This window comes from Bradyrhizobium sp. IAR9 (assembly GCF_013408065.1).
Classification (GTDB): domain Bacteria; phylum Pseudomonadota; class Alphaproteobacteria; order Rhizobiales; family Xanthobacteraceae; genus Bradyrhizobium.
In genome coordinates, this window is sequence record NZ_JACBZW010000008.1 from 58899 (window position 1) to 77508 (window position 18610).

Annotated in this window: 22 protein-coding genes; 9 read left to right on the forward strand and 13 right to left on the reverse strand. The window is 62.0% G+C overall.

The window, feature by feature from the left end:
* Positions 1–5 precede the first annotated feature (5 nt).
* The 5 genes from GGD67_RS21435 to GGD67_RS21455 all read right to left on the reverse strand — a co-directional run bounded on the left by GGD67_RS21435 (position 6) and on the right by GGD67_RS21455 (position 5272).
* A complete protein-coding gene (locus tag GGD67_RS21435; RefSeq protein ID WP_179735666.1) occupies positions 6–770 on the reverse strand; it encodes an ABC transporter permease in 765 nt (254 codons plus the stop codon).
* Positions 770–1555, reverse strand: a complete 786-nt coding sequence (locus GGD67_RS21440; RefSeq protein ID WP_179735668.1) for an ABC transporter permease — start codon at positions 1553–1555, stop codon at positions 770–772. Before GGD67_RS21440 ends, GGD67_RS21435 begins: the two co-directional genes overlap by 1 nt.
* Positions 1552–2397, reverse strand: coding sequence for an ABC transporter ATP-binding protein (locus GGD67_RS21445; RefSeq protein WP_179735670.1), 846 nt, complete (start codon positions 2395–2397; stop codon positions 1552–1554). The genes GGD67_RS21440 and GGD67_RS21445 overlap by 4 nt, the downstream gene beginning before the upstream one ends.
* Before the next feature lie 116 nt (positions 2398–2513).
* Positions 2514–4208 carry a dihydroxy-acid dehydratase gene (gene ilvD / locus GGD67_RS21450; RefSeq protein ID WP_179735672.1) on the reverse strand — a complete coding sequence of 565 codons (1695 nt, stop codon included), beginning with the start codon at positions 4206–4208 and terminating at the stop codon, positions 2514–2516.
* 80 nt (positions 4209–4288) lie between these two features.
* A complete protein-coding gene (locus GGD67_RS21455) occupies positions 4289–5272 on the reverse strand; it encodes an ABC transporter substrate-binding protein (RefSeq protein ID WP_026202149.1) in 984 nt (327 codons plus the stop codon).
* Between the two features lie 168 nt (positions 5273–5440).
* On the opposite strand from GGD67_RS21455, the gene GGD67_RS21460 reads away from it, so the two are divergent.
* On the forward strand, positions 5441–6349 hold the full coding sequence (locus GGD67_RS21460) for an NAD(P)-dependent oxidoreductase (RefSeq protein WP_179735674.1): 909 nt from the start codon (positions 5441–5443) through the stop codon (positions 6347–6349).
* A gap of 25 nt (positions 6350–6374) precedes the next feature.
* On the opposite strand, the gene GGD67_RS21465 is transcribed toward GGD67_RS21460, so the two are convergent.
* From GGD67_RS21465 to GGD67_RS21495, 7 genes are all read right to left on the reverse strand, one after another.
* Positions 6375–6938 carry a flavin reductase family protein gene (locus GGD67_RS21465; protein WP_179735676.1) on the reverse strand — a complete coding sequence of 188 codons (564 nt, stop codon included), beginning with the start codon at positions 6936–6938 and terminating at the stop codon, positions 6375–6377.
* A 9-nt stretch (positions 6939–6947) separates the two neighbouring features.
* On the reverse strand, positions 6948–8153 hold the full coding sequence (locus GGD67_RS21470; RefSeq protein WP_246784321.1) for an acyl-CoA dehydrogenase family protein: 1206 nt from the start codon (positions 8151–8153) through the stop codon (positions 6948–6950).
* Positions 8154–8306: 153 nt separating this feature from the next.
* A complete protein-coding gene (locus tag GGD67_RS21475; RefSeq protein WP_179736003.1) occupies positions 8307–9575 on the reverse strand; it encodes a CaiB/BaiF CoA-transferase family protein in 1269 nt (422 codons plus the stop codon).
* Between the two features lie 240 nt (positions 9576–9815).
* A complete protein-coding gene (locus GGD67_RS21480; RefSeq protein WP_179735680.1) occupies positions 9816–10244 on the reverse strand; it encodes a GNAT family N-acetyltransferase in 429 nt (142 codons plus the stop codon).
* A gap of 61 nt (positions 10245–10305) precedes the next feature.
* Positions 10306–10605, reverse strand: a complete 300-nt coding sequence (locus tag GGD67_RS21485) for a hypothetical protein (RefSeq protein WP_092260851.1) — start codon at positions 10603–10605, stop codon at positions 10306–10308.
* The gene (locus GGD67_RS21490) at positions 10602–10985 is read right to left on the reverse strand and encodes a phage terminase large subunit (RefSeq protein WP_246784320.1); all 384 of its coding nucleotides are present in this window, start codon (positions 10983–10985) and stop codon (positions 10602–10604) included. Before GGD67_RS21490 ends, GGD67_RS21485 begins: the two co-directional genes overlap by 4 nt.
* 503 nt (positions 10986–11488) lie before the next feature.
* Positions 11489–11827: a hypothetical protein gene (locus GGD67_RS21495; protein ID WP_179735682.1), complete on the reverse strand. Its 339-nt coding sequence runs from the start codon at positions 11825–11827 to the stop codon at positions 11489–11491.
* Positions 11828–12389: 562 nt separating this feature from the next.
* Here GGD67_RS21495 and GGD67_RS21500 point away from each other — a divergent pair.
* The 3 genes from GGD67_RS21500 to GGD67_RS21510 all read left to right on the forward strand — a co-directional run bounded on the left by GGD67_RS21500 (position 12390) and on the right by GGD67_RS21510 (position 14787).
* Complete coding sequence (locus GGD67_RS21500; protein ID WP_179735684.1) at positions 12390–12590, forward strand: hypothetical protein; 201 nt, start codon at positions 12390–12392, stop codon at positions 12588–12590.
* Between the two features lie 72 nt (positions 12591–12662).
* A complete protein-coding gene (locus GGD67_RS21505; RefSeq protein ID WP_092260847.1) occupies positions 12663–13007 on the forward strand; it encodes a response regulator in 345 nt (114 codons plus the stop codon).
* Between the two features lie 241 nt (positions 13008–13248).
* Positions 13249–14787, forward strand: coding sequence for an FAD-dependent monooxygenase (locus GGD67_RS21510; RefSeq protein WP_179735686.1), 1539 nt, complete (start codon positions 13249–13251; stop codon positions 14785–14787).
* Between the two features lie 121 nt (positions 14788–14908).
* Here the strand turns inward: GGD67_RS21510 and GGD67_RS21515 are convergent, their stop codons facing one another.
* Positions 14909–15856 carry a hypothetical protein gene (locus tag GGD67_RS21515; RefSeq protein WP_312009932.1) on the reverse strand — a complete coding sequence of 316 codons (948 nt, stop codon included), beginning with the start codon at positions 15854–15856 and terminating at the stop codon, positions 14909–14911.
* Positions 15857–16154: 298 nt separating this feature from the next.
* Between GGD67_RS21515 and GGD67_RS21520 the strand changes: the two genes are divergently transcribed.
* The 5 genes from GGD67_RS21520 (at position 16155) to GGD67_RS21540 (ending at position 18580) form a co-directional block, all read left to right on the forward strand.
* Positions 16155–16325, forward strand: a complete 171-nt coding sequence (locus GGD67_RS21520; RefSeq protein ID WP_177237327.1) for a hypothetical protein — start codon at positions 16155–16157, stop codon at positions 16323–16325.
* Positions 16326–16450: 125 nt separating this feature from the next.
* Positions 16451–16888, forward strand: a complete 438-nt coding sequence (locus GGD67_RS21525) for a YybH family protein (protein ID WP_092260841.1) — start codon at positions 16451–16453, stop codon at positions 16886–16888.
* Positions 16889–17023: 135 nt separating this feature from the next.
* Positions 17024–17440: a hypothetical protein gene (locus GGD67_RS21530; protein ID WP_179735688.1), complete on the forward strand. Its 417-nt coding sequence runs from the start codon at positions 17024–17026 to the stop codon at positions 17438–17440.
* Positions 17441–17666: 226 nt separating this feature from the next.
* Complete coding sequence (locus GGD67_RS21535) at positions 17667–17831, forward strand: hypothetical protein (RefSeq protein WP_179735690.1); 165 nt, start codon at positions 17667–17669, stop codon at positions 17829–17831.
* A gap of 197 nt (positions 17832–18028) precedes the next feature.
* Complete coding sequence (locus tag GGD67_RS21540; RefSeq protein ID WP_179735692.1) at positions 18029–18580, forward strand: hypothetical protein; 552 nt, start codon at positions 18029–18031, stop codon at positions 18578–18580.
* Positions 18581–18610 lie beyond the last annotated feature (30 nt).

Consider the following 18610-nt stretch of genomic DNA (forward strand, 5'->3'; position numbering starts at 1 on the left):
TCGGTTCACGCCTCGGGAAAGCCCCGCAGCAGGTACGAGCGCAACGCGCCGAGCAGGCCATTCAAGATCAGGCCCAGCAGCGAGATCGTGATCAGCGGCACGAACATGTCGACGGCCTGAAAAGTTCGCGCCGCGGTCACGAGCGCGTGCCCCAATCCGTCCGTCGACGTGATCATCTCTGCCAGAAACACCACGATGCAGGAAATGACAAGCCCGATCCGGCATCCGGTCAGGATCGACGGCATCGCCGCCGGCAGCACCACCTTTAAGAGGATTTCGTAGCGCGGTGTTCCCGCCGCCATCGCCGACCAGATCAGCTTCTGTTCGACGGTCGACGCGCCGTAATAGGTCGAGAGCAGAATGGGAAAGAGCGCGTCCGCGGCTACCAATGTGATCTTCGACCCGTGGCCGAATCCGAGCAAGAGCAGGAGTGCCGGATAGAGCGCGACCTTGGGCAGCGGCGCCAATACGCGGACGATCGGCCGAACCACGGCATTGATCGCCGGATTGGCGGCGGCGGCAATGCCGATACTGACACCCAGCACGACCGCAATCGCGAAGCCGGCAAACAGCCGGACCAGGGTTGCGGCGATCTCCTGCTGAAACGTCCACGTCACGAGTTGCTGGAGCAGCCGGCTGAAGACGAAGCCCGGCGGCGGCAGCAAGACCGCGGGCGCGAAGCCGAATGACACCAGGCCTTGCCACAAGGCGATGACCAGCACGATCGGGGCAATGCCGAGAAGGACGTTTGCGGAGAGAAAGCGCGACATCACGAAAAACTCAGCGGCATGTCGAACTGAGGCTCGGACCAACGCACGAGTCTGGCCCGAACCCTTTCAAAAATCGCGTCGAGACAGATACCCATCGCGCCCACGATGATGATCATCGCAAAGACGGTGTCGTATTGGCCCATGTCGAGCGCATTGAACAGGATATTGCCGGCGCCGGACTGGCGGGCGATCATCTCACTGGTGATCATCGTGATCAGCGCCAGCACCAGTCCCGTGCGGCAGCCGGTCAGGATCTCCGGCAGCGCCGCGGGCAACACGATCCGCACCAGGCGTTGTGCCGGCGAAAGCCCCATCGCGGCACCTGACCACAGCATCTTCTCTTCGACGGCCTTGGCCCCCTCGAAGCTGTGATAGATCACGGGAAGACTGACGCCCAGGAAGATCACCAATGTCTTGGTGACGTCGCCGACGCCCAGCCAAAGCATGATGATCGGCATCAATGCCGCCTTCGGCACCGGATAAATCACCATCAGGAGCGGATTGAAAAAGGCCGCGACGCCGCGGCTGCGTCCCATCAGCAGGCCCAGCGGAATCGAAACCAGCACCGCCACACCGAATCCGATCGCCATGCGGCGAAGCGAGGCCAGGATGTTGATCAGGGATTCATTGTCGCCGAGAATATCCGGAATTGCCCGGATCGCCTCGGTTGCCGTCGGGAAGCTGTCGTTCTTGAGCGCAAGCGATGCAACCTGCCACACGGCCAGCAACCCGATGCAGGCCAGCACCGGAGCGGCCCGTCTGATCAAGGTGGCCGACGACATCATGATGCCGGCCCGGCTTCGTCGCTTTCATCGAACATGCGCTCGATATCGACGACGTACTTCTGATAGCGGGGGTCGAGCAACAGCTCGTTGCGTCGGCGCGGTCGCGGCAGATCGATGTCGATCACCTCGCGGATGCGGCCGGGCGATTTCGACATCATCACGACTTTGTCCGAGAGAAAGACGGCTTCGTCGACCGAATGGGTGACGAACAGCACCGTCTTGCGGTCGCGCTCCCAGATGTTGAGAAGGTCGTTCTGCAGCCGCGTCCTAGTGTGCGCGTCGAGCGCACCAAACGGCTCGTCCATCAACAGCACTTCCGGATGGTAAGCGAGCGTCCGCGCCAACGCCACGCGCTGCTTCATGCCGCCCGACAATTCCTTGGGATAGAAGCTCTCATAGCCCTTGAGACCAACCATCTCGATCAAGGCCCGGCTTTGCGCTTCCGCCTCGGTGGCGCGCACTCCTTGCTGACGCGGGCCATACATCACGTTGCCCAGCACGGTCTTCCAGGGGAACAGCGCAAACTCCTGGAACACCGGTCCGCGATCCGGACCGGGACCCGTGATCGCATGTCCCTTGATCTTCGCCGAGCCGCTGGTCGGACTGACAAAACCGCCGACGATATAAAGCAGTGTCGACTTGCCGCAGCCGGACGGCCCAAGGATGGAGACGAAGGCGCCCTCCTCGATCGTCAGCGAGATCTCGGAAAGCGCCACATGATCCTTGCGCGCCGAAGTCTGAAAGACCTGCGAGACGCGGTCGATCTCGATGATTGCAGAAGCCGGCTCTTGTGATCTCACCGGTCTCACCCATTCGCTCGATCTCGCAGGCACTACCGTCATCCCGTCTCACTCGCGCGAACATTCCCCGACGAACCTGCTGAACGTTCTCCGCCAGCGGCACGAGCTTAGCAAGAAACCTGCCAGACAGGCGGTCGATTTCGCACCCGTGCGGTGCGTCATTCGAACCACGGCCATTCTGCCGGGCCTTCATGCGTCACGGCTCCGCCCGGCGCCTGCCCAACCAGTCGCGCATACTTTGCGAGCGCGCCCGCACGGTGACGCGGCGGACGTTGCTTCCAATCCCGTCGCCGCGCGGTGAGTTCCTGCTCATCGAGCAGCACATCCATCCGCCGGTTTGCGGCATCGATCCGGATCCTGTCACCGTCGCGAACGAGCGCCAGCGGACCACCAACAAATGCTTCGGGGGCCACGTAGCCGATGCACATGCCGCGGGTCGCGCCGGAGAACCGGCCATCGGTGATCAGGGCGACCTTTTCGCCCATGCCCTGCCCGTAGATCAACGCGGTGACGCCGAGCATCTCGCGCATGCCGGGGCCGCCGACCGGCCCCTCATTGCGGATCACGAGAACCTCGCCCGCCCTATAGCTGCGGTCACGAATCGATGCGACGCAGGCTTCCTCGTCCTCGAAAACGCGCGCCACGCCTTCGAAGAATTGACTCTTCAAACCGGCGACCTTGATCACCGCACCGTCGGGACAAAGATTTCCCTTCAGCACCGCCACGCCGCCGTCAGGCATGATCGGCGCGCCCGCCGCGTATACGACTTCTCCATCGGGCGCGTTGGCGGCGCCATACTCTTCGGCAAGCGTCCGGCCGGTGATGGACAGGCAGCCGCCGTCGATGTGCCCGCTCTGAATCAGCTCACGGATCACGACCGCCGCGCCGCCGATGTCGTAGACATCCTTTGCCGTATATTTGCCCCCAGGCCGCAGATTTCCGATCAGCGGCGTCTTGGCGAAGACCTCGCCCACATCGTCGATCGTGAACGCAACGCCGGCCTCATTGGCGATGGCGGGCAGATGCAGCGCGGCATTGGTCGAACCACCCGTCGCCGCAACGATCGCCGCGCCGTTCTCGAGGGACTTCCGCGTCACGATGTCGCGAGGCAACGGCCCGCCGCGTTCCAGCATCTCCATGATCAGGCATCCGGCGCGCCGAGATATCTGCGCACGCTCGGCATAGACGCCGGGCACCATCGAGACGTTGGGGATAGTCAGGCCCATCGCCTCCGAGACCATTCCCATGGTGTTGGCGGTGAACTGGCCGGCGCACGCGCCGATCGTCGGCAAGCAGGCACGCTCGATCCGCTCGAGGGCGGCGCCGTCGATCTCACCCGTCATGAAGCTGCCGACAGCCTCATAGGAATCGAGCACCGTCAACGTGCGCCCGTCCACGCGGCCCGGCAGCGCGCTGCCGCCGTAGATGAAGATGGAGGGCACGTTGCAGCGAACCATTCCCATCATCACACCGGGAAGCGTCTTGTCGCATCCGCCGTATCCGATCAGTGCATCGTAGGCCAGACCATGGACGACGGCCTCGATCGAGTCGGCGATCAGTTCACGCGAGAACAACGAGAACTTCATTCCCTCGTGGTTCATGCTGATGCCGTCAGAAACCGACACGGTCGAGAATTCACGCGGCGTGCCGCCGGCCTCCTCGATGCCCGTTTTGGCCGCGGCCACCTGAAAATCGTGGGTCATGTTGCAGGGCGTCTGCTCGCCCTTCATGCTGACAACGCCCACCATCGGCTTGGCAATCGCAGCGTCGTCCAGCCCCATTGCGCGCATGAATGCGCGGTGCGGGGCCCGGTCGAGACCGTCAGTCGTGACTCGTGATCGCAGCTTCTTCATACGTGCATCTTCTTCGTGCCTCGTCCCGGATGACCCGGGACGCCCGCGAGCACCTGGCTCGGATCACCCGCCTGGTGGCCTTACTGCAGCGGCGCGACGATCGTCGGATGCTTGAACTGCGCGACATCCAGCTTCGGCAGCATTCCGGTCTCGGCGTAGATGTCCAGCATCTTCTGGATTGCCGGGAAGTTCGGCGCCGCGCCTGGATCACGGCCGAAATCGTTATCCTTGAGCAGGTAGGTCTCGAGCACCGGGAGCGGCGCCTTCAGCACTTCATTGACGACCTTGAGAGTCTCCTCGCGGTTGGCCAGCGCCTTTTTCATGCCCGAGGTGATGTCACGGACATAGGTCTTGACCAGTTCCGGGTTCTTGTCGACGAAATCGGCACGGCAGGCTTCCAGGATATGCACGATGTTCGGCATGGCCTGGGACAGCGAGAAGAGCTTCCTTGTACCGCCCTTTGCCTCCGCCCGCGCGGCGAACGGCTGGTTCATATTCACCGCATCGACGCGGCCTTGGCGCAGCGCATCCTCGGAGACGGCAAAGCCGACCTCGACCAGCTTGATATCCTTGGCCGGATCGACGCCATTCTGCTTCAGGAGCAGGTTGAACGGGCCTTGCGTGCCGCCGCCAATCACGGAAATGCCAACCGTCTTGCCCTTGAGGTCGGCAATCGTCTTGATCGGCGAGTCATCCATCACGGCCCAGTAGACCGAGAAGCCGCCGGGCTTCTCGAACACGTGCTGCGCCACGATGTAGGCTTTGAGATTGCCGCCGACCACGCCATTGGCGAGGGAGAGCGGCGCCTGCGTCGCGCAGTCCAGCGCACCGGCTGCCAGGGCCTGCGTCATAGGCGCGGTGCCCTGGAATTGGGTCCATTCGATATTGTAGGTCTTGCCGATACTGGGAAACTCAGCCGGGCGGCGCATCATCCAGTACTTCGATTCCTCGGCCGGGATCGTCCAGCCGACGCGGATCGTCTGCTGCGCCCATGACGGGCTTGCCCCCGCGCTCACGGCCGCTGTCGCCCCCAAAGCCAGGATCCATCTCGAAACGGTTCGCATCGTGCCCACTCCGCTGCTCCGGCGCCGACCGGCGCCACCCAACCCCGACCGGGCTCAAATCTTTCATGGTTCAAACAATCAGGCAAGCCATGCGAGCGCGGCGGTTTTGCCGTCCGATACGCAATGTATGGTAAAGCCACGTCGCGCAGCGGCAGAAGGAGGCAACCTATGGCTGATGCGAGCATGGCAAACCCGCAACGCGTCGAGAGGCTCGGCTATCTCGGCCTTGGCCTGATGGGAACGCCGATGACCCGACGCCTGCTCAAGGCCGGCTATCAGGTCACTGTCTGGAACCGTTCGGAGGGCAAGGTGGCTCCGCTCGCCGAGGCTGGAGCCAGGCGCGCAGTCACGCCTCGTGATCTCCTGACGAACTCCGATATCGCCTTCATGTGCGTGACGGATGCCGCGGCTGTCGAGGAGGTGATCTTCGGGCCTGAGGGGCTCGCGGCAGCGCCCGGCGCAGGCAAGCTTGTCGTCGACTTCTCGTCGATACATCCCGACGCCGCCCGCGATCTGGCAAAGCGATTGAAAGCCGCCAATGGCGCCGGCTGGATCGATGCACCGGTTTCCGGCGGAACGAAGGGCGCCGAGGAAGGTACCCTTGCGATCATGGCCGGCGGAGAAGCAGACGAGATCGAAAGGGTGCGCCCCTACGTGCAGGCCATGGCGCGCAGGTTCACCCACATGGGCCCGACCGGCGCCGGCCAGACCACGAAACTCTGCAATCAGGTGATCGTGGGATGCGCGATGGCCGTGCTGGCAGAAGCCGCGCGCCTGGCCGTCAACGCCGGTATTGACGCCAATCGCCTGCCCGAAGCGCTCGCCGGCGGCTTCGCGGACTCGATCCCGCTTCAGCTTTTCGTGCCCAGAATGGTCCAGGGCATTCACTCGCCCCCGCTCGGTCATATTGCCACGATGCTCAAGGATCTCGATACGGTCGCCGACGTCGCGCAGGCAACGTCGACGCCGGTGCCGATGGCCACGCTTGCGGGCCAACTTTTCCGGCTCGCGAAGGCCGCTCGCGGCGCGGAAGCGGACGCGCTGGAGATTTACAAGCTTTCAGCGGCAGAGCGCTAAGCTGTCGAGCGCGATCTGAAGCACGTCAAGGCGACGTCTTGCGCTCGTCATCTGCGAGGAATCGGCCGAACGTCCCCCGCGCGAAGAGCAGCGGCTCCTTCGCACCGTAGGTATAGGCCTCGACCGCGCCGAGAAAGATCACGTGGTCGCCGCCATAATAGCGATTCACGGAGCGGCATTGAAAGTTGGCGACGCTCTCCGCAAGCACCGGCGCTCCGCCGAGGCCCGGCGTCCAATCCACACCTGTGAACTTGTCGTCCGACGATTTGGCGAATTTTGCCGCAAGCGCCTGCTGCGAAGCGCCAAGCACGTTGACGGTGAAATGGCTGGCGTTCTGGAAGATGGTCAGACTAGAGGAATAGACGACCAGGCTCCACAGGACCAGTGGAGGGTTCAGCGAGACGGAGGCGAACGAATTACAAGTCAGTCCGTAGGGCTTGCCGTCAGGCGCTGCGGCCGTGATGATCGCCACGCCCGTTGCATAGGTTCCGAGCGCGTTGCGAAAGTCGCGAGGATCGATCGACGAGCTGTCGCTCGCGAACTCATTGGCGGGATCGGGAGCGCCGGGCTGCTGCGGCAGATCATTCATCGGCCGGCCTCAGAGCGTGAGATTTTCGGACGGCAGGCCCAGCGCCACCCGTCCATAGTTGGTCCCGGCCGCATCGAAATTGAATGCGAGATGCGAGTTGATCGCGTGCGCATCGCGGAATTGCCGCTGCAACACGCCGGTCGTGAACAGACCGCGCGCGCCGCTTGCGGCAAACAGCATCGAGACCGCGTCCGTGCACAGGTTCACCGAAAAAGATCCGTCGCGCCGATAACGGGTCTTGGTCGCCATGCCAGGGATGTGACCGCGCCGCGCATCCTCCATGGCGTCGAGGCACGCCGACCGCATGATCAGGCGCGCAGCGTCGATCTTCGCCGAGGCCTCTGCGATCTTGATCTGGGTGCTTTGAAAATCGCTCAATTTGGCCCGGTTGTAGGTCGAAATACGATGACGTGCGACCTCCGTATAATCGTCGAGGCACGCTTGCGCATTCCCCAGCGCGACACCGGAGAGGACGTATGGAAACAGCGAGAACACGGGCAGCGTATAAAGCGGATTTGGATTGACCTTGCTTCCCGGCGTCGGGCCGCCTGAGAGGTCGCCGACGGCGACTGTCATATGGTCGGCCACGAAGACATCCCTGACCTCCACGTCGCAGGACCCCGTCCCGCGCAGTCCCGCGACGTTCCAGGTGTCCAGCACGCTGTAATCGCCTTTCGGCAGCAGAAAGATGCGATATTCGATGCCGTCCGCCTCGTCGTCGGAATAGACCACGCTTGCAAGCATGTTCCATTCGCAGGAGGCAACGCCGGAGGAGAATGGCCAGCTGCCGCGCAGCTGATAACCGCCCTCGACTCGCGTGGCGCGTCCGGCGGGAAAAATGAACGAGGATGCGATCAGCGCATCCGGATCACGGCCCCAGACCAGATCCTGCGCCTTTTGCTCGAACATGCCGAGCATCCAGTGGTGGCTCGCCAGATTGGCGAGATTCCACGCTACCGACGCATCCGCCTGTCCGAGCAGCTCAGCGCAGTCGACAAGAGCGACATAGTCGAGCTCGGCACCGCCGATCCGTGCCGGTTGAAGCATCCGGAACAGGCCGGCTTCATGGAGGTCCATCTCGGTTTCCGACGGGAGATGCCGCAGCTCCTCCGTCCGCGCCGCCCGCTCTCGTAGTCTCGGCACGAGGGTCCGGGCCTTTGCGATCATCGCCGAATAGGCGCGTTCGCCGGCTTCCGGCCCGGTGGGCTGACCCATGCTCGGCTTTCGACCAGGCGCCATTCGTGTCCCTCACTTTGGCGTATTTATGCGGCCGGCCCCTTACCAAATCAAGTCAATGCGGCAGGCATCATGAAGGCATCGATTCCGATGCCGCGCGATGCCTGTTGCCAGCGGACTAACGGCTCCGGCTTAAACCGGAGTCGAAGGCTTGCCCGAGCCAAAGACGCCCCTCCGGGTAAACTCCGCGATCCGATGCTCGTCATAACCGAGCATGCTGCGCAAGACGTCCTCGGTATGCTCGCCTAACAGAGGGGCCGCAACGGGATCGATCGCGCCGGTCAGGCTCATGGTAATCGGCGGCTCGATATTGGGCACCCATTCCGCTGTACGGTGCGGAATGCGACTCAAGCGATGGCGCTCGCGAGCCTCTGGCGCATTGAACCCCTCCTCGACCGTCCGGAGATAGCCGACCGGAATATTGGCCAGCTTCATTTTCGCCATCCAGTTCTCGAGCGTATCACTGGCAAAGACCTCTGCAATGGCTGCCCGCAAAAGCTCCTTGTTCTCGGAGCGGGCCTTGCGCGTGGCAAACTGCGGATCGGTGATGAGATCAGGCCGGTTCAGCACCTCGACCACGAGCCGGCGATACAGCCGATCGTTGGCGCAGGCCATGTAGAGCGGCCCATCGGAGGCCTCATAGACGCCGACGGTGGGAGACCCGCTCGGCGAATTGCCGAACCGGCCGGGGTTTTCGCCATTGATGAGATACGCCATGCCGTAAAAGCCGGTCATCCCTATCGCAACGTCGAACAAGGCGACTTCGACATGCTGCCCGCGACCGAGCCGGTCCCGCGCCAACAGCGCCATCAGGATGGCGTTACAGGCAGACATCCCCGTTGCCATATCCACGATGGGCGGCCCGGTACGAACCGCTGGGCCGTCGGCAAATCCGTTGAGCGACATGAAGCCGCTTTCCGCCTGCGTGATGGGATCGAAGCCGGGGCGCGAGGCGAACGGTCCGGAACGTCCGTAGGCGGAGATCGAGCAATAGACCAGCCGTGGATTGAGCGGGGCGACCGCCTCATAGTCGAGCCCGAACTTCTTCATGACCCCGCTCGAGAAATTCTCCACGACCACATCCGCCTTGCGGATCAGATCCAGCGCGATCTCGCGGGCCTCCGGCACGGCAAGGTCGAGCGCAATGCCGCGCTTGTTGCGGTTCAGGCTGAGATAGGCGGCGCTTTCTCCGCCAATTTCGGCGTGCTCGTAGGCGCGCGTGTCGTCGCCGCCGTCGGGATTTTCGATCTTGATGACGTGCGCGCCAAAATCGGCGAGCGTCTGCGTGCAGGCTGGGCCGGCGACGACACGCGTGAAATCGATGACCAGCAGACCGTCGAGCGCACTCGGCCCTTCCACCGCTCGCGACGAACGTTCCGGCAATTGAGGCTTGGTCGGCATCGATAGCGCTCCCTTACATCGGCTTGTGGTCGCCGAATTTCCTGCAGGAGCAAGCTTAAAGCCCGGCGCCGCCAACTTCGCAAGGGCCTCGCTCGCTTCACCTGAAACGCAAAAACGGCCCGGCAGCGTCAAGCTGCCGGGCCGTTAGATATTTGAGCGTATGGAGGCTGCGCGCATCTTGCGCAGCAATTCTAGTCTGAGAAGGTCACGTTCCGCATCACGGGAAACCACTCCAATTGCTCAGCGCAGCCACTTTCGCCAATAAAGCGTATGCGACCAGGCCCAGGGCGATTCGGGCTCGTACATCCGATAACCCGCATGGATGAAATTGTTGGCAGATACCGGATTGTCCGTCGTATCGGAGACGATGCTGTCCCATCCCAGACGCCGCCCTCGCGCCTCGATCGCTCGCATCAGCCTGAGTTGAAGTCCCCGCCCCCAATGCTGCTGCAAGACCCCGACGCGGCAAAAATATCCGCTGTTTCGCGCATGTGTCGACGGCACAACGCCGGCGAAGGCCACCGCGTCATCATCATGGTAGGCGAGCCACCACGTACCCGATTCGAACTGCGGCAGGGCCGCCCCACCGAAGAATGTCAGCCGGTGCAGATCGCCGAGAATCTCGGCAGTCTCATCATCGTCGGCATCGACGATACGAATTCTGTACATGGGATACCTATTGGCGGGGTAATCGGGAGCGCGCGACCTGCGACTCCGTAGCGGTCGAGGCTCACTTGCCCAGCACGACCTTGACACCGAGCCAGACCGCACCCATCAGACCGGTCGCAATGACTGTGATCACCGCCTTGAAGGTGTAGCTCTGCGCTTGTTCCACGCTCTTCCGCCAGCGCCGCAGGTGCTGGAAGTCAGCTCTGAGCTCTTTCCGGTCATCGTCTTCGATCCCGAACGAGGCCAGGACCGATGCCACCGCCTTCAATACGATGGCATCGACGCTCTCCTGCTGAACTCGGTGCTGCTCGGCCAGTGTCTCCGCGACAATCGCCCGGATCTCCTCGTCTTGAATCTTCACCGCTTGATGATCCTCGCAACATTCTCGAAGCCGCGCTTGGCGAAATAGAAAGAGACGACCAAATTGGCCTGAAGTCCGCGGAAGATGATGAGCCCGTCGCCGGGCGTCTCGATCTTGTCACTGAACAGCCTGAAGCCGTGGCCAAGGCGCAGGCTCGAGATCTTGCCCTCGATCAGACGCTTGGAAGATTGCGCCAGCGAACGCTGCGCCTCGCGAATGCAGACCGCGAGCGTGCCGCGCTCGGCCTGGCAGGTCTCGACCAGGAGCTCGCCGAAAAAATGCGATTTGCCCGAGCCGCGTCCGCCGTAAACGCCCTTGTAGCGCGCGGGTTTCAGCAGCGGCTCGAAGATCTTCGCCGTCGGAATTTTCAGGATGGACAATGGCTACGCTCGCTCGCCCTAGGGCAGGCCAGTGCGCCTGCGCCACATCGCGGACCAGTCTTCGGTGTTTGGAGTTTCAGGTTGCCCTTGCTGAGTTTGGGTCAGGTCGGGAGAGGCCGCGTTTTCAGAGAATGGCGGCCAAAGCCCGAAGAGCCCTCCTAACTATTTCTGCGCGGCAGTGGGAGCGTGGAAGAAGGGCCGACGTTCGGAACCTCCGGCGGCCTTGAGTCGAACGCGGATCGGCTCGGGCTTCCTGCAGGCATTCTCATCAGGATCCGCACGTCTTCAGGAGACGTTGCAGGCACCGCGCGGGGGCATTCCGCAGATATTGCCGATACTCCGGGATGTAAGCACACATGTCTGGCGTTGGTGTGGAGAATCTGATGAAGGAGGCCGTTCTTGTCTCTGATCGCGATCGTTCCGGATGGCGTTCTCTCGCCCGCATTCTCCACCCCAGCACCAACCGCGATCGAGACGAACACAAGATCAAGATATCCGGCAGCTCAGGCCTTCGGACCAGCATCGCCCTCGATGGCGTCTTCCGGGCGCACGATGACGCGCTCGACCCGGTGGACCAATTCCGGCACGCCGTCTTCGCCGTTCTCGATCGGCTGTGCCGCCTTGCCCCAGCCGCGATCCAGGATGGCGTTGGCCGCCGAAAGGCGCACGGCCGGTGTCGCGTCATCGCTGCGCATGATGCCGACGAGAACCCTCAGGGCCGTCCTGGTGTGGCTGCGCGCCAGCGAGCGGATCTCGGTCAGGCTCCGCGCCCTCGACGTCTTCCTGGCCGCGGGCTTGGGGGACGGCTCGCTTGCAAGCTCGCATTCGACATCCTCGCTCACGACAGCGTCTCCCACAGCACGATTGCGACCAGGCCCGCGAGCGCGAGCGATATCAGATAGGCAGTCATCATCCCTCCATAAGAAAGAAAATGCGCGGCAGATCGCGCCAGGCGAGGCGCGATCGTTTCGGGCGCGAACCCTATCTCCGTGTCTTCCGGAGACCGCAGCGGCGCGGGCAACTGGCCCCAGCGCCGCGGGCCGGCACGTTCGCGCGTGCACGGCCGGCAATGGTTCGGACGGCGGCGCGCCGATCGGCGCTCCAGGTTTGACGAGTGCGTGGCCGTAATGCGCCGCCGCCGTCCGATCTCGGAAACCGAGACGAAAAAACCCGCAGCGGATGTGCTCCGCGCGGGTGAACCAAACTCGTCTCGATGATGTCACTATGCCGGTGTTTTGCCCGACGTGTCAAAGCCCCGTTGAAATGAAACAGCCCGCTGCAGACATTCTCCGCGCGGGCTGAACCAAACTTCTTTCGATGATGCCAATATGCCAGTGTTTTGCCCGACGCGTCAAACGAACTTACCGGCCCGGCGAAAGTTAGCCGATCAGGAGGATCGGTGAGATGACATCTGAGAAGACGTCACCAGAGGCATCGCGACAATTGCCCGGAGCCAAGCCGCGCATCGACAAGGAGCGCGAGACGCAGGAGGCGATCATCGAAGACGCCGGCGAGACAAAGGAGAGCGACCGCGATCTCGTTCACGGCGATGGCGGCACCATCGACATTCCCGCCAAACCCGGTGATTTGTCGAAGGACGATTAGGCGGACCGGCGCCCGGGCGGGAACTTATCCGACGAGAGGCGCGTTGAATGCTTCGTCAGAAGGAACGTTCCTGTGAGCCGCACTGTCCTGGTTGTTGACGACGATCCCGCCGTCCTCGACGTGATCGTTGGCATGCTGGAAGATCTCGGCTGCGAGGTGATCAGCGCCCAAAGCGGCCTGGATGCACTCGAACGGCTCGAGCAGAACCAGGACATCTCCATCCTCATCACTGACATCAACATGCCGGGCATGGATGGTCATGAACTGGCCGAGCTGGCCAAGCGCGTCCGCCCGGAGCTGAAGATGCTGCAATTGTCGGGTCGCGAGCCCCGGCGCGGCGGCCTTCCGATGATCAGGAAGCCGTTTTCGTTCGAGGAGCTCGCCGACATCATGCAGCGGACCACCGGCATCAGCTGACCATCCGATGCCGCAAAAGAAAACCCGCCGCAGATTGCTCCGCGCGGGCTGAACCAAACTCTTTCGACGATGCCTTTATGCCGGTGTTTTGCCCGACGTGTCAACGTGGCGAACGCGGAGGAGGAAGTCCCTCCTCCCAACTCGACATGTGGTGCGCAACGGGCTTGCTTCAAGTCCCCGCCTCTGCCGTAGAACCCCCGACCCGGGAAACATCCAGAGCAACCAGCCGAGGGGTCACGACATGCCTGTACTGCTTCCGACGTCCCGTTCACGCCGCCGGCCACAGGGAGCCGACGCGCGGAACCAGATGCCGCCCGACCACGCCGTGGTGATCGCAGGCGGCGGCCCGACCGGGCTGATGCTGGCCGCGGAGCTCGCGCTCGCAAAGGTCGATGTCGCCATCCTCGAGCGGCGCGCGAGCCAGGATCTCGTCGGCACGCGCGCCGGCGGACTGCACGCACGCACGATCGAGATCCTCGATCAGCGCGGCGTTGCGGATCGCTTCCTGCGCGAGGGACAGATCGTCCAGCTCGCGGGCTTTGCCTGGACGCGGCTCGACATCAGCGACCTCCCCACAAGGCACGCTTACGGGCTGGCGCTGCGGCAGAACCACATCGAGCGCATCCTGGCGGACTGGGTCGAAGAGCTCGGCGTGCCGATCTATCGCAATGTCGAGCTCACGGGCTTCGCACAGGACCAAACCGGCATCGACGTGACGCTCTCCAGCGGCGAGACCCTGCGCGCAGATTATCTCGTCGGCTGCGACGGCGGTCGCAGCCTGGTGCGCAAGGCCGCCGGCATCGATTTCGCCGGCACCTCACCGACGCTCAGCAACCTCATGGCCGAGGTCGAGATGCGCGAGGCGCCGGAATTCGGCCTGCGTCATGATGCGCTCGGCTTTCACGGCCTCAGCAAGACCGAGAGCGGCCGCGTGCTGGTCGTCGTGACGGAAGCAACACTCGCGCGCACCGGCGAGCCCTCCTTGCGCGATCTCAGCGACGCGCTCGTCGCGGTCTACGGCACCGATTTCGGTCTGCACAATCCCGCCTGGATCTCCCGTTTCACCGATGCGGCACGGCAGGCCGTGACTTATCGCAAGGGACGCGTGCTGCTCGCCGGCGATGCCGCGCATATCCATCACTCCGTCGGCGGGCAAGGCCTCAACCTGGGTGTGCAGGACGCCGTCAATCTCGGCTGGAAGCTGGCGCAGGTGGTGAAGGGCGTCTCGCCGGACAGCCTGCTCGACAGCTACCACGCCGAGCGCCATCCCGTCGGCGCGCGCGTGCTGCGCAACACCATGGCGCAGATCGCCCTGCTCCGCCGCGGCGACGACGGCCTCAAGGCCGCGCGCGACACCGTCTCCGAATTGCTCGGCATGGACGAGCCGCGCAAACGTTTTGGCGCCATGATGAGCGGGCTCGACATCGCTTACGATCTCGGCGAAGGCCACGCGCTGCTGGGGCGACGCATGCCGGATCTCGATCTGACGGTCGAAGGGCAGAAGCTGAAGCTGTTCACGCTGCTGCACGGGGCGCGCGGCGTGCTGCTCAATTTCGGCAAGCGAGGCGGCATCGACATCGGCCCCTGGAAGAACCGGATCGATGTCGTCGATGCCCGCACCGATTGCGTATGGGAGCTTCCGGTCATCGGCCAGGTCACCGCACCGGACGCAGTGCTGGTGCGGCCCGACGGGCACGTCGCGTGGGTGGGAGATGAGAGCCAGCACGGGCTTGAGGAGGCGGTGAGGCGGTGGTTCGGACCGGGTGCGGCGGCGGCGTAGCGCCCGTACTCCTGAATTGGGCGCTAGTTCGGCGGCCCCTGATGTCCGCTCGTCTCTCCAGACGAGCACAAACAGCGGACATCATCGAAGGTCGCCGATGGGCCAGTTGCGATCACCCTCCTTACTCGCGCGGAACTGCAGCAGCTTGATCGACGAGATTGGTATTGGCCGCAAGTTTATGCGAGCGCGCAAAAACGATCCGAGACGTGGCAGGTATCTCGGCTTCGGCTCTACCGTCTTGGCCGATGAGGATCAATCCGGCGCCGCCATTTGCTACATTCAGAATAATCGGGTCCCCGCTCCAGGTCATGATCGGCTCCATTCCGATGATGAGGAACTCGCCCACGGGCTGGTCGAAATATTGGATGCGCAATTGTGGTCCGACCTCTGCCGGTGCGAGTTCAAAGCCGAGTTTTCGAGCCCGTGAGTAGAGGTCAGCTAACGTCACACTATCGCTCGTGAACCCAAGTTGCGTCGGGGAGACGAGTGCAAGCTCCATGTCTGTCTTCTGAGAAGCAGTAATAAAGGACGGTCGGGCAAGGATTTCGCCCGCTTGGCTGCCCACACTGCATCGCATGCTGTCCATTGCATCGCGCAGCTTAAGTGAGTCGGCGAACGTGCCTATTGCAATTGTCTTCCATATCGCAATGTCGCGCTCGGATTTAATAAGCCGTTGAGGCGCTTCGGACGCGCGTGTCTTGAATTTCAGCTGTCTTTCCAAAACATCGCGAGCTGCGCACTGGGCCTGCGCCGTACTGCTTGCGAGCTGAAGGATGCAAACTGAAAGGATTAAAACAACTAAGTAGTGGCACGCCGTGCTTCTGTTGTGACGATTGACTGAAGTGCATTGGGTTATGCTTTTTGGAATAGACATGGCGGAATCACTTTTTCGATCAAGCTGACAGAAAAAGCCCGCCTCCGAGTCAAGGGGAAGAACGGAGGGAAATGACGTCCATGAACATTCCCCGGCCGCTTTTGAAATGCGTCCGGAGGCGGGGCCTATGGCTTCAAGAATTCCCAATTTCCAAATTGCAGGCTGCAGTCCGTAAGCCTGATCAAGCCTGCCCATCAGAACTAAGGCACGATGTGAATGAAGCATAGCAATGTGGTTGCATCCGCTCAATATGCCAAAAGTCTGCTACGGATCGTTAGCGCGGCTTGGAAGGTCGGCCGGTTGCTTCCGGTCTACCCCAACGAGTCGACAACTGGGGACGCCGCCCGAACCTCGCCTTCGGTCCAGAAGGCGAATTACTCCGGTGATAAGCGCGGGGATTTCCGGCCCAGGCAGTATGTGCGCCGTCGCTCTCTCCCATTTGTCAACGTGGCTGACGGTAATCGCCCGGAATTGCTGTTGCGCGAACTATTGGATGGAGTCTTCCGGCACCAGCCATGATGAACGTGTCTTCGTAAAACTGGTCGTGGTGGTGAAGTTCGGCGCATGTGTGACCGGCTGCATTAGCGGTGTCATGGCGCGCGATATGGACTTCGAGGTGAACGGCGCCGTTGAAGTTACCATCGCCTGCACCTCTTCCCTATGAACCAATGGCCGGCCGCGCGCGACCGGCGACGGTGTCGTCATGCTGGCGGGCGCGCAGCCGCGGCAGACGATTGGACTGATGATCTGATCAATCGGAAAAGGAATTATCCAACAGAGGAGTATCCTATGAAGTTGGCTCAAATATCAGCGCTAGTCATTTGTCTGCTCGGCGCGCCGGGAATTTCGTTGGCCGCGGACGCCAAGGGGGACGTGCAGCAGGCTTACGCCGCTTGGGATGCCGCATTCAACAAGCACGACGCGAAAGCCATCGGCGCTTCCTATGTCGCGACGGCAAAATTGATGCCGCCCACACATCAGGTGGCGTCAGGTCCGGCTGAGATCGAGAGTTTCTTTGCCGGTCTCTTCGCGAACGGTGTGACGGGTCACAAGTTGGAGATGATCGACGTCGGCGGAGACGACAAGGTTGTATTCGGCACAGCAAAGTGGAGTGCCACGGGGAAGGACAAGGAGGGCAAGCCATCTCCGTTGGGCGGTTTGGCGATGCACGTATTCGAACGCCAGGCCGACGGCTCGCTCAAATTGAGGCTGCAAACATTCAACTAAAGCGGTCGAAGCTTCATCGGTCCGGTGAGGCGGCAGCCTCACCGGACACCAAGGGCTACTTGTCCCGGTGCGGCACCTTGAACCTTCGCGCGGTACCGATGACCCACGCACGTGGGCAGGGAAACGGAGGTTTCCATGACCAGTTCCAATGGACGCCAAGTGCATCTTTATCGGTTGATGGTAGCACGCACGGTGGGATTGTGTGCGGTCACATCTTTCGGCATCAACACAGCCCATTCACACGACCTGATGCGACCAGAACTGAACGCTTGGTTCAAAAGTCTCAAGAACAAGGCAGGTGAGCCGTGCTGTGATGGAGGGGACGGCCAATATGCGGAGGCCGAGTGGGATACAGCAAAGAATGGCTATAGAGTCCTTCTGAAAAATCCGCAGCGGCCAAGCGAACGCGGGCAATGGTTTGACGTGCCAAACTCTGTCGTGCTCAACCGGCAGAACCTCAGCGGCAGGGCGATGGTTTGGTGGTGGCCAACCTACGCCGATGGAAGAATGACTCCTTTGTGGCGCTGCTTCATTCCCGGACCGGAGGGATGATCCTCCTCCCTTGGCAAACATAGCATTTTTAAGTCCGCTACGAGACAGAAGCAGTAATGCTATGGCCGACTAGAACCCAACGAGCCGACAACGGAGGACGCCGCCCGAACCTCGCCTTCGTTGCTTACCAGGCGCGGGACCGAACGGGCGAAAGAACTCGCGCCAACCGGGTTGTACGCTCGCCCCTTTGTCCAACGCGCTGACATTCGTTCTGTTAGCGCTTGTGATGTACATTGCCTACACCCACCATCTATCGCCGGTCTCGCCCTTCACCGCGCCGCTCGCAGTGCTGATGCGGCCCGACGGGCACGTCGCCTGGGTGGGAGACGAGAACCAATCCGGGCTCGACAAGGCATTGATGCGGTGGTTCGGACCGGCTGCGGCGGCGTAGCGCCCGCTCCTGAATTGGGCGCCTAGGCGGCCCCAGATGTCCGATCGTCTCTCAGAGAGCACAAACAGCGGACATCATTGAAGGTCGCCGATGGGCCAGATGCCGACGTCAGCTGTATGTCAGCCGGATTTGTTAGAGGTGTTATCTTCGGGTCGACGTCTGATATGGCGTACTCCCAAGCCCGTGAAAGTTGCTTCGTGAAAGACGTGACTTTAGGTCTCATGATTGATCTGGCGAAAGGCCCTGTTTCGATTAGATCGCAGGGCTTCTTTGCATTTGCCTTTAGATTTGTTGTCCTTCTCGGTCTCACCTGCGTCCTTGGCCTCGCCGCTGTTGCAAACTCACATAGTGGTGGTCTGCGCGCTATTTGCATCCTCGGCGCTTCTGCAGGGGTGTTCTTGCTCCTGTCAAGCTCCCTCGCAATTCGCTTCTACGCAAAAGGGCTTCCAGAACTAACGTTGACCTCCGAGGGCTTTATCTATCATCCGGTCTCACCAACGCTGGTGCGGTGGGCAGACGTGATATCTTGCTCTGTGACAGCTCTGGGACCAACGTCGTCCGCGAAGACTTTAGTGATCGTCCTGAAGCCTGGCATCATTGAACATCTCGAAATGCCTCGTCTCATGCGTTTGATGTTTCTTCGTCAAAGCAGGTTTATGATCGGCGACGTTGACACGCCGATACATGAGTTAGCTGAGGTATTCGAACGGCAGCGTAAGATTGTGCAGGCTGCAAACACCAAAGTATGAAACGAGGATCCGCTTTGGGTCAGAAGCAGT